Source organism: uncultured Methanobrevibacter sp. (assembly GCF_946184425.1).
GTDB lineage: Archaea > Methanobacteriota > Methanobacteria > Methanobacteriales > Methanobacteriaceae > Methanocatella.
On the sequence record NZ_CAMHFP010000001.1, the window covers coordinates 67991 to 80424 of the forward strand.

5 protein-coding genes are annotated in these 12434 nt (G+C 35.0%); all 5 read left to right on the plus strand.

The genetic code is table 11. From position 1 onward, the window contains the following. Positions 1-70 precede the first annotated feature (70 nt). The 5 genes from Q0P94_RS00215 (at position 71) to Q0P94_RS00235 (ending at position 12303) form a co-directional block, all read left to right on the plus strand. Positions 71-559 (plus strand): helix-turn-helix domain-containing protein, encoded by a 489-nt coding sequence (locus tag Q0P94_RS00215; RefSeq protein ID WP_295112194.1) that lies wholly within the window; start codon positions 71-73, stop codon positions 557-559. A gap of 176 nt (positions 560-735) precedes the next feature. Further along, positions 736-1065, plus strand: coding sequence for a hypothetical protein (locus tag Q0P94_RS00220; protein ID WP_295112197.1), 330 nt, complete (start codon positions 736-738; stop codon positions 1063-1065). A gap of 82 nt (positions 1066-1147) precedes the next feature. After that, positions 1148-1387, plus strand: coding sequence for a transposase (locus Q0P94_RS00225; RefSeq protein WP_295112217.1), 240 nt, complete (start codon positions 1148-1150; stop codon positions 1385-1387). A 76-nt stretch (positions 1388-1463) separates the two neighbouring features. Continuing rightward, a complete protein-coding gene (locus Q0P94_RS00230) occupies positions 1464-2045 on the plus strand; it encodes a 30S ribosomal protein S3ae (RefSeq protein WP_295112188.1) in 582 nt (193 codons plus the stop codon). A gap of 481 nt (positions 2046-2526) precedes the next feature. Beyond that, complete coding sequence (locus Q0P94_RS00235; RefSeq protein WP_295112200.1) at positions 2527-12303, plus strand: Ig-like domain repeat protein; 9777 nt, start codon at positions 2527-2529, stop codon at positions 12301-12303. The last annotated feature ends 131 nt before the right edge of the window (positions 12304-12434 follow it).

Here is a 12434-nt window from a genome sequence, read left to right on the forward strand (position 1 = left end):
TTTTTCTTTATTTTTTTATTTATAGTTTCTTACCAAAAGTTTATACCTAATGAGTTATAGATATATGCTCATGGAAAAATTCAATAATAAAATTGAGAAACATTTGCAGCTTTCTGAAATTGCAGATATGCTGAAAGAGTACAAGGAATATTACAATGTTTATAGGCGTCTTTTAGTAATTCACATGGTTGCAAACGGTGAAAGTATTGCTAAAGCTTCAAAAAACATTAATATATCCAGAAAAACTGGCGAACGATGGGTCAAACAATATAATGAAAAGGGTGTAGATGGCTTATTTTCAAATTATTCAAATTGTGGCCGAAAATCATACTTAACTGACCAACAATTAAAAGAATTAAAAGAAATCATTACTGGAAATGAAGAAAAATATAATTTAAAAGATGTAGGCAATCTAATTGAAGAAAAATACGGAATAACATATAGCGAAAAGCAAATTTGGGTCATTACACGACAAAAACTAAATTTAAACTATGGAAAACCATTCATTCAATATAACACTCGTCCAGAAAACCCTGAAGAAGATCTTAAAAAAAACTAACTTCTATAAATCTAAAAACAGAATATTATGCTTTTTTAGATGAAACCTCTTGTCAAAATGTTCCAAATGTTACAAGAGTATTATACGCTCCTGGATAAAAAAATACACAAACAAAACATCCCGTAAAATTTGGAATAAATGTAACTGGCTTTCAAGGAATTAATTGCAACTCATACATGGAAGAAAATACAAAAAACAATGCATTTCAATTTGTAATTACATTATGTCATTACCGTATAGAAAACATGGAGAATACTTTTGGTAAACATTTAATCAAAGAAGCAATAACTAATGAAAATCTATCTGATGAAGAAATAAAAAAATATTTATCTTCTAAATCACTAAATAAAATGGATTTAATCAATAAAATCAATAATGAACTATATAATGACAATTCACAACAAATATCAATAGAAAAAATTCAAAGAATCTGCAGAAAAGAAGACAATAATAACTCCCGAAAAATATGGAATGAAAAAAGATCCAGATTATTAGAAATTTATTAAATCCTCAAATAATTGAAATAAACTCAAAAGAAAAAAAAGAATTAATCTGATTTTAGATAATTCAAGAATACATCACGCTAAAATCGTCGAAAAAGCATGTGGAATATTGAACATAAACTTAATATTTTTACAGCCATATTGCCCAGATTTAAATCCAATCGAAGATGTATGGCGTAAAATTAAATCTAAAATATATAAATCAATATATAATAATTTAAATGAATTAATAGAAATATTTAAAGAAGAATACTACAAAATAGTCGATTTAGCATCGTTCTATGAAAATTGGGTGAAAGAATATTTAGGTACAAACATTTGGTAAAACACTATATTTTTAAAATTTTAATAGCGAATGTTATATTTATTATATATTACTTATAAAAAGAACGGATGATATAATGGCAAAGGCAAAAGCAAGACGTAGAGTACGTGATACATGGAAAGAAAAATCCTGGTATACTATTAAAACACCAGTAAACTTTGAAGATAAAGAAATTGGAGAAACTCCTGCAAGAGATCCAGAACTTCTCATCGGAAGAGGAGTTGAAGTAACTATGAGAGAATTAACTGGAGATTTCTCAAAACAATATATTAAACTCAGATTTGAAATTGATAATGTTGCAGGTGAAGTTGCAAACACCAAATTCACCGGTCACAAAACCACTACAGATTATGTAAGAAGCATGATTAGAAGAGGAACTTCCAGAATCGATGCTTCAGCTATTGTAAAAACCAAAGATGACCGTAAAATCAAACTTCAAGTATTGGCTGTAACTATCAGAAGAGCTAAATCTTCCCAACAAAAATACATGAGAAGTGTTATTGAAGGTTTACTCAAAGAAACCGCAGCTGAAAAATCATTTGACGATTTAGTAAAAGTTTGCGTAAATGGTAAATTAGCATCTGAAATTTACCACAATGCTAAAAAAATCTACCCTCTCAAAAGAGTAGAAATCATCAAAAGTAAAGTAATTGAATAGATTACTTTTCACTTCTTTTTTTATATTTTGTTCGTATTTTTTAAATTTAATATCATGTAGAATTAGCTATTTTTATATTTGACCTTGATTTTGTTCATATTTTTCTTCATATTTTATATAAATCAGATATTTTTGCAATGTTTATTTCAAACTATATTTTTTTTATTGATTTGTTTTGGATTTAGTCAATTTTTAACAATTTTTATTGAGTGATTTTTAATATTAGTATATTAAATGAGTCTATGGTATATAATATTTTACATATTTTTATAATTGTTCAGCATATCTATATTATTATGAACGTATTTTAATTTTGTACCTATTTTACAATAAAGTAAAACATATATGTAAGTTAAATTATAAATTAATATCAATATAAACGACCAGAAACGGTGTTTTTTATATCGAATATATAATTGTGGTTATATTTATGAACGAAAAGAAAAAATTAATAATAATATGTTTACTATTAGTGTTCTTTTTGGCTTTGCCATTTGTATCTGCAAGTGATGATATGGATAATGGTACAATAGCCATTCAGGAAAGCCTGAACACTATAAAAATCGATAATGATGAGATTTTATCAGACTCATCCGGAACTTTTGCACAGTTGAATGATAAAATCCAAAAGACAAGTTCTGGCGGAACAATAGTACTTGATCGAAATTACACTTATGGGAATGGTGATGAAAATGGGGGCATTACTATCCATAAGGATATTACTATTGATGGTGCTGGTCACACATTGGATGGTGCCGGTCAGTCTGCCATATTCAGGATTAACGGATGCAACCAAATTACATTGAAAAACATTAACTTTGTCAATGCCAAATCAGGTAACGGCGGAGCACTTAGTGCAATTGATTGTAATCATTTGGATATTATTAATTCCAACTTTACAAACAATACTGCAACAGTCAATGGGGGTGCGATATATTCCAGCGGAACCATGCTGACTGTTTCTTCATCTACTTTTACACAAAATACAGCTTCTTATGGTGGGGCTATATACTTATACTCTGATGATATCTCTCCTATTGATAATACTATTGGTATTATAGACAAATCATCCTTTGTTAGTAATGAAGCTGGTTTTGATGGTGGTGCATTATGGTGCAACTGTGAACTCAGTACTGTTACCAATTCCAGATTTGTAGGTGATAGGGCTAAGAATGGTGCAGGTATGTATCTTTCTGTTGGTGTTGACATTGATCGTTGTACTTTTATCAATGAACATGCAGACCATAGTGGTGGTGCGGTATATGCCGGTGCAAGTAATTTCGATACTGATGAAATACCTCAAAATTCAATATATCCTCATGGTTGGAGAAACTCAATCATTACCAATTGTACTGCTAGTCTGGACGGTGGTGGAGGTTACATCGAAGGCGATCATGCTGAAGTTGATAATGTAACATTCATTGGCAATAGGGCAATACATGATGGTGGTGCATTAATGTGGGCAGGTGACTATGGAATCATTAACAAGGTAACATGTATAGCTAATAATGCTGCAGGGGGTAGTGGTTCAATATGTTTGTCCGGTTTTGATGTAAGTGTCTATGATTCTGTATTTAGGTTATCTAATGCAACTGTGTCAGGTGGAGCAATATATGTATATGGTGATAATGCAAGTATAACCAATTCTTTATTCGATAAATGTGCAGCAGTTGCTCAACACGGTGGTGCAATATACGTTTCAGGTTTAAACACTATTATTAATCAATGTAACTTCACAATGAACAGAGTCAACTTCGGTGTCGGCCAGGGTGCTTCAATCAATGTTCAGGGTGATAATGCAAAAATTACCCAATGTGACTTTGACAGATGTTCTGCTTTTGAAGGAGGTTTTGTATACATTAGTGGTAATGATGTTACAATTGATGAGTGCACAGGTATTCACAGCTATGCGGTAAACGGAGGTTCATTCTATATTAAGGGTAATAATGTAACTGTATCCAACTCCAATATTTCTCTTAACAATGCTTCTCACCTTGGTGGAGCTGTATATGTTGCAGGTGACTTTGCGAAACTTGACAATAATCGAATATCCAAAGCTATTGTATATTCTGGGGATGGCGGTGCGATTTACGTTGAAGGTGCGAATACCACAATTTCAAGGTCCTCCTTTGTTCAAAACAGGGCACAAGGCGAATCCCATGGAGGTTCAATTAATGTTCAGGGTAATGGTACTAAGATTTTAAACTGTACCTTTGACATGTGTAATGCATATGATGGAGGAGTTCTTTATGTTAAAGGTTCAAATGCACTCGTTGACGGATATGTATGTATTCACAGTTTGGCATACAATAACGGTGGTGCAATTTATGTTGCGGGTGATTATGCGACAATTACTGATTTTGATATATCCATGACCAATGCCACCAATTGTGGCGGTGCAGTGTATGTTTCAGGAAACTTTGCAAACATCAGAAATTCCAATTTAACCCGTTGCATCGCTTACAATCATGATGGCGGTGCGTTGTATGTGTCCGGTTTGAACACTACTTTATCCAATTCAAAATTCATTCAAAATAGGGTTAACACTGAAAATGGTCGTGGAGGATCCATTGATATTGAGGGAAATTACACTAAAATATTGAATTGTACTTTTGACATGTGTACTGCTTATGATGGTGGTGTGGTCTATATTGATGGTTCTCATGCATTGATTGATGGTTATTCATGTATTAGGAGTTTAGCCGCTAATGATGGTGGTGCAATTTATATTAAAGGAGATAATGCTACAATTGCTGATTTTGACATGTCTCTGACTAATGCCACTAATTATGGTGGTGCAATTTATGTTGAAGGTAACTTCGCAAACATCAGAAATTCCAACTTCACTAAATGTATCTCATACAATAAAGATGGGGGAGCTTTATGTGTAGTCGGATTATACACTACAATTACTAACTCCTGCTTTACACAAAATAGAGTAAATGCTAATAATGGTCGTGGTGGATCAATTAATATTCAAGGTAACTATACTCGGATTTTAAATTCCACATTTGTGATGTGCAATGCATATGAAGGTGGTGTAATTTATGTAAATGGTTCTTATGTATTGATAAGTGGATATTCCTGCACTATGAGCTATGCAACTAATAACGGTGGAGCTATTTATGTGGCTGGAGATTATGTGAATGTTTCCAGCTTTGATGTTTCCTTAAGCAATGCCACCAATTACGGTGGGGCATTATATGTGTCTGGAAACAATGTTAATATTGAATCATCTAACTTCACAAGATGCATAGGTGACGATTGCCATGGTGGAGCACTTTATATTGCAGGTTTAAATGCAACTGTCTCAAAATCTAAATTTGTTCAAAATCGTGTAAATACTGAAAATGGTCGTGGAGGATCAATTGAAATTCAGGGTAATGGAACTAAAATCCTTAACTGTTCCTTTGACATGTGTACTGCGTATGAAGGAGCAATCATGTATATCAATGGTTCAGATACTACTGTGGAAGGTTTCAGTTCAATTCACAGTTTTGCCACTAATAATGGTGGTGCATTCTACATAGCAGGTGATAATACATTAATTAAAGATTTCACCATTTCCATGTCCAATGCAACTAATGAAGGTGGTGCCATTTATATTGCCGGTGATGAAGTGGATATTTTAAACGGTAATATAAGCATATGTATTGCATCCAAAGGTGATGGTGGTGCAATTTATGTTGCGGGTTATAACACAACTGTCAAAAACTGTGATTTCGATAAAACACAGGCATTCAACGGAAACGGTGGAGCAATATTTTTAGAAGGTAATTTAGCCAGTGTCGAAGATTCTACTTTCATTCGCAGTTTTGCAAATAATGGAGGAGTAATTTACATTTCAGGTCATGATGCTGCCATTTTGAATAATAATCTGATGTACAGCTGGTGTGTTGACAGTGGTGGAGCAATCTATATTGAAGGTCATGATGTGAGTATTATAAACAGTTCATTTGCATACACAAACGCAAGTTCAAGAAATAATCCATATGCTGGCTTTGGAGGCGCAATTTTCGTATATGGTGATAATGTAAACATTACTTCATCCACTTTCTTCATGACCGTCGCTGAAAAAGGAGGTTCTGGTGGTGCTGTTTATATTTTGGGTGAATATGTAAACATCGATAAATCAAATTTCACCAATACTACTGCTCCAGATTACTTCAATCTGGATGGTGGAGCAAGTTCTGCAGGAGCTATTGCAATTGAAGGGAACCATGCTAATGTTACCAATTCCAATTTCCTCAACTGTCATGCCCGTAATGGTGGGGTAATGTTTGTTGCAGGTTCAAACACATATCTTATCAATTCCACTATTTTGGATTCCAATGCGACATATGATGGTGGAGCGTTATATATCTTCGGAGATCATACATATGTGTTAAACACTACCTTTGAAAATGTCGAGACTACCAGATTGGGTGGGGCGATATTCATTCGTTTCGGTGAATACACAACATTTGAATCATCAAAATTCATAAACTGTACTTCCACTCAGGGAGGCGCTATTGACATTGAAGGAAGGGATGTTCAAATATTATACACTGATTTCCTTAATTGTACTGCAGTCACTGATGGTGGAGCCATTTTCGTTGATGGGGATAATGTACTGATTTTTGAATCTAACTTCATAGAATGTGATGCTTATAATGGAAATGGTGGTTCCATTTATTGGATTGGCTCATATGGTGAAGTTGACAATTCAAATTTCATAAACAACAGTGCTCAAAAACTTGGAGGTGCAATATGCCTGCGTGAAAACACAGGAGTCAAATTCCAAAATAGCCATTTCATCAACAATACTGCGGGAATCAATGGTGGTGCTATAGACTTTAACAGAGGAGCAAGTAACGGTGCAATTATTAATTCCACTTTTGAAAATAATGTGGCTAACAGGTCTGCAGGAGCAGTATTCTGGTTTGGTACTAATGGTGTAATCAAAAACTCAAATTTCACCAACAACAAAGCTTTAGGTATTGTTAATTATACTGATTCCTATGGAAATGTCACTTATGGGGGTTATGGTGGTGCTGTAATGTGGACTGGTGCTTTGGGAAATGTAGATAATTGTATATTTGAAGATAACTATGCTCAATATAATGAAGCTACCAAATCTGGAGGGCGTGGTGGAGCTGTTTATCTCCAGGGAAGTGATGTGGGACACTGTATAGATACATCATTCACAAACTCTGTTTTCATCAATAACACTGCAGGATTCAATGGTGGTGCCGTCGATTGGTATCATGGAGCAATAAACGGTCTTGTGGCTAATTCCACTTTTATAGATAATACTGCAGGACGTTCTGGAGGCGCTGTATACTGGAGTGGTATAAACGGTACTGTTAAAAATTCCACTTTCATCAACAACTCTGCTTTAGGCGAAATAACAGATGCCAATGGTGGTGGAGATGGTGGAGCTGTCCTTTGGGTAGGTCATGAAGGTAGTTTGAATGATGTTAAATTCTTAAATAACGTTGCTGCTTACTCTGGTGGAGCAATATTCCTAAAAGGAAGTGATGACGGCAGTGACGAACACTGTGACAATGTATCAATTTATGATGCATTATTTGAAAACAACTTCGCCGGTCTTAATGGTGGTGCTGTTGACTTCCAGGAAGGTGCTATTAACGGAAAACTGTCCAATGCAACATTCATAAATAACGCAGCTTTAAGAAATGGCGGAGCAATATTCTGGTATGGTCATAACGGTACTGTAACACATTCTATATTCATTGAAAATGAAGCATTAGGTCTTGTAGATGAGGATGCAAGAGGCGTCCATAAATATATTGATGAAAACGGTAATAAAGTTCTAGGAGGTTCTGGCGGAGCTATATCCTGGATTGGTGATATAGGTTCAGTTGATGACTCTGAATTTATTGATAACACTGCTGCAAGATTGGGCGGTGCAATCTATTTAAGAGACAATGCATTCACCACATTCAAAAACGATAAATTCATTAACAACACTGCAGGAATCAACGGTGGTGCTATAGATTTCAACCGTGGAGCGCATGACGGTGCAATTATTAATTCCACTTTTGAAAATAATGTGGCTAACCGGTCTGCCGGTGCGGTGTTCTGGTTTGGTACAAATGGTACTATTAAAGATTCATTGTTCATCAACAATTCTGCATTAGGTATTGTTAATTATACTGATTCTTATGGAAATATCACTTCTGGCGGTTATGGTGGTGCCGTAATGTGGACCGGATCTAAAGGTGTTGTCGTGAACTCTATATTTACGGATAATGAAGCTGCAAAACGTGGTGGGGCTGTTTACTTGCAGGGTAGTGATGTAGGTAACTGTACTAATACTACTTTTGATGATTGTCTGTTTGCTCGTAATGTTGCTGGTACTAATGGTGGTGCTGTTGATTGGCATGAGGGTGCCAGTGATGGTAGGATTTTTAATTCCATTTTTGAGGATAATGCTGCCGGTGCTAATGGTGGTGCTGTTTATTGGAGAGGTCATGATGGTGTAATATTTGATTCTGTATTTAGTAATAATACTGCTCGTGGTTTACGTCCTGGGTCTTATGGTAATGTTGGTGATGGTGGTGCTATGTTCTGGGCTGGAATTAATGGTACTGTTGTGAAATGTGTTTTCACTGATAATGTGGCTGTGAAAAATCCTGATTATGATGTTGGGGGTCGTGGTGGTGCTGTTTACATTGAACCATGTAATCACGGTAATTATAATACTACTTTCAGGGATGTTCTGTTTGAGGATAATGTTGCCGGTACTAACGGGGGTGCTATTGATTGGCATGCTGGTGCTCATGACGGTCTTGTAGTTAATGCAACTTTCATAAACAACACAGCAAAAAGATCAGGTGGTGCAATTTACTGGAGCGGAATCAATGGTACAATTAAAAACTCAAAATTCACTGAAAACAGAGCTTTAGGTAACGTTACTGATAAAAACGGTGGTGGAGATGGTGGTGCTGTCCTTTGGGTTGGCCAAAACGGAATCATCAAAGGTTCAAAATTCAAAGACAACCGTGCTGCTTACTCAGGCGGGGCAGTGTTCTTAAAAGGAAGCGATGACGGAAGTGAAGGTCACTGCAACAATGTAACTATCGACAACGGATTGTTTGAAAATAACTTTGCCGGACTTAACGGTGGTGCTGTTGACTTCCAGGAAGGTGCTGTCAACGGCAGACTTTCCAATTCAAACTTAATCAACAATACTGCTTTGAGAAATGGAGGAGCAGTATTCTGGTACGGTCACAACGGTACAGTAAAATCATGCAATTTCACAGATAACAAAGCTTTAGGTCTTGTTGATGAAGATGCAAGAGGAGTTCATAAATATATTGACACTGACGGAAATAAAGTATTGGGCGGATCAGGTGGAGCTGTATCATGGATCGGTGATATAGGTTATGTAATTGACTGTAATTTCGTTAAAAATGATGCAGAAAAACAGGGTGGAGCAATATTTTTAAGAGACAATCTCTTCACAACATTTAAAGGCGATAACTTCACTAATAACTCAGCAAAACAAGGTGGAGCAATATACTGGAAATCCCAGTCAAATGAAATTTTAACAGACTGCATACTGACAGGAAATGTTGCAAGTAAAGGTTCAGCTATTTATCTTGCAAAAAATAATCTTGAAATTATCGACTCCGTATTGCTCAACAACAAGGCAGATTCCCAGGATTTAGTCTTAAACGTAACAAAAACTAATAATAATCAAACAATTGATGTTATAGTAACACTTAGGGGTAATGACAATTTACTCAATGCAATATGGAATGACGGAACAATCGGCCTTACCAATGTAACTTACTGGGGTATTGACGGTGTTACAAACACTGGCAGTGAACGTAGAGTTCCTGTTGTACTTGCAGAAGACGTAAAACCTGGCGATTATGATAATATTTATCAAACACGGTATGAGGATTATCAGGACATAACATTTTATATTTATGACAGGCAGAACAATCTTCTCACCGGCAAAACAGTCAAAACAAATATTTCAGGTATGGCTAGATTTAAATATGCTTCAAGTTCCGATAAATTATATGAATTAGTATTCCATCCGGATGATAATTATTACACTGGAATTGAAAATTCAACATCCAAAAAATTAGCTTATGCAATTATTCCGGCTACTGATATATACTATCTTGAAAATGAATCATTTGTCATCAGTATTGTTGACCGGCAAAATGAAACAGTACCTTCCGGAAACGTTACAGTATTGCTGAATGGTGCTGAAATAGGCAATTTCACTTTAGAGGATGGCAAAACCCCTCAAATTGTCTTAACCAGTTTGCCTTGCGGAACATATAATGTGACAGTTAAATACACTGGCAGTGAAGATTTCTTCCCGGCAATTAACTCAACAACATTTAAAGTTATGAAAATCGCTTCATTCATAATTCCAACAATTGAAAACTACACTTACGGCGAAAAAGGAAAAATGATTATAAAAGTTCCTGAAAATGAGACCAATACAATTTCAATCAACTTAAACGGCAAAACTTATGAAGTTAAAGTCAATGAAAGCGGCTGTGCTGAATTTGAAATTCCTGAACTTGACTTCGGAGTATATGAGGTTGAATTAGACTATCCTGAAACAAACAACTACTTTAAATCCGCAAACAGGACTTCCTTTGAAATATGTCCTGGAGTTGACCTTAATATTGTCAAATCAGCAAATGCAAGAGAAGTTTATGTGGATGAGGAGATCACATACACAATTGTGGTTTATAATGCAGGTTTAGGTAATGCAACAGAAGTAAAAGTCTCTGAAAAACTTTCAAAATCACTCAAATTCATATCAGCTGATACAGAATACGGATATTACAGTGAAAGTGAAGGAGTATGGCATGTCGGTAACTTAAACTCTTCAACCAGTGCTACTTTAACATTAACCGTTAAAGCAATATCTGCAGGGGAAGTTAAGAATACAGTATCTGTTGGGGCTCTTGAAAAAGACTTAAATAGTTCAGATAACAATTTCACATGTGAAAATGTAACTGTTATACAGAGAGATTCTCCAATTGAAATCGACGTTAAAGACATCACTTACGGTGAAGCTATTGTTATAACAGTTAAAGCTCCAAAAGACAGCAACGGAACTGTAAACGTTACAGTCTGTGGTGAAACATACAATGATCTTCCGGTTTATGATGGGCAGATAGTATTTGAATACGATAGTCTTGCGGGAGGAGACTACGATGTTGATGTAACATTCAGCGGAGACAATAAATACAAGCCAAATTCAACACATGCAAGTTTCAATGTAGCAAAATTAACACCTGAAATTAAAATTGAAGTAGTTGACATTAAAGAAGGCGAAATTGAAGTATTGAACGTTACAGTCAATGCTCCTGGAACTGTATTAATCACTGTTGATGGGTTAACAATTGAGATTCCATTGGAGGATGGTGTCAAAACCACTGATGTTTTAGCTTTAGGAAATACATTAAACTATGATGGTAAGGCAACATGGAATCTGATTAATTTGCCTTTAGGCGCTCATAATGCATTTGCAGTCTATAAAGGCAATGAAAATTACACAAGTGTTAATACAAGTGCAGTATTCCATGTTAGGGCTGATGTGGGAGATGTTTCTGTCATTCTTTCAGATATCAATGAGGGTGATGATGAAATAATCAATATCAAATATCCTGAAGATGCAACAGGTGATGTAACAATCATGATAAACGGCAAATCATACACCAAATCTTTAAGAAATGGTGAAGTGTCATTCACAATTCCTAAACTTAAAGCTGGAAAATATAAATTTGACATTTACTATTCAGGTGATGATAAATACTTGCCTGCTGAAGCAGAAGGATCATTTAAAGTATCCAAAGTATCCAAAGAGAAAATCAAGCTAACTGATGACAACATTGATTTTGATGGTAAAAAATTCACTGTAACTCTTCCAAGTGATGCAACAGGAACTGTAACAATCGAGATTGACGGTAAGGTTTACACAAAATCAGTTAAAGATGGAAAAGCAGTATTCGAACTTTCAGGTTTAAAACATGGGGACTATAGCATTTTTGTCGCATATTCCGGAGACGATAAATATGATGAGGTATCAGAATCATTCATGATAAATGTTGATTTTGATAAGGGGTCTGGTGCAACACATGAGGGTAAATCTTATGGTAAACTCTCTTCAGAGAGGGTTAACTTGTCAGATTATGCAACTGGTAATCCTGTTTGGATTATACTGTTGATTTGTGCTCTGATTGGGCTAATTAGGCCAAGGAGATATCGAAAATAGTTTACATTTTTGTATACAATATATTTTTCAATGGAAATTATGTTTAATAAATTCAGTGATTATTTATTGATTTCAATATTTCCATTTTTTTAAATATTTGCTCAGTTTTTTTTTGAAGCATCTTTTGTTTT

What these genes read in the sequence shown, in the direction of transcription:
- Q0P94_RS00220 (WP_295112197.1), top strand. Translation starts at nt 736, where the DNA reads ATGGAAGAAAATACAAAAAACAATGCATTTCAATTTGTAATTACATTA.
- Q0P94_RS00215 (WP_295112194.1), top strand. Translation starts at nt 71, where the DNA reads ATGGAAAAATTCAATAATAAAATTGAGAAACATTTGCAGCTTTCTGAA.
- Q0P94_RS00230 (WP_295112188.1), top strand. Translation starts at nt 1,464, where the DNA reads ATGGCAAAGGCAAAAGCAAGACGTAGAGTACGTGATACATGGAAAGAA.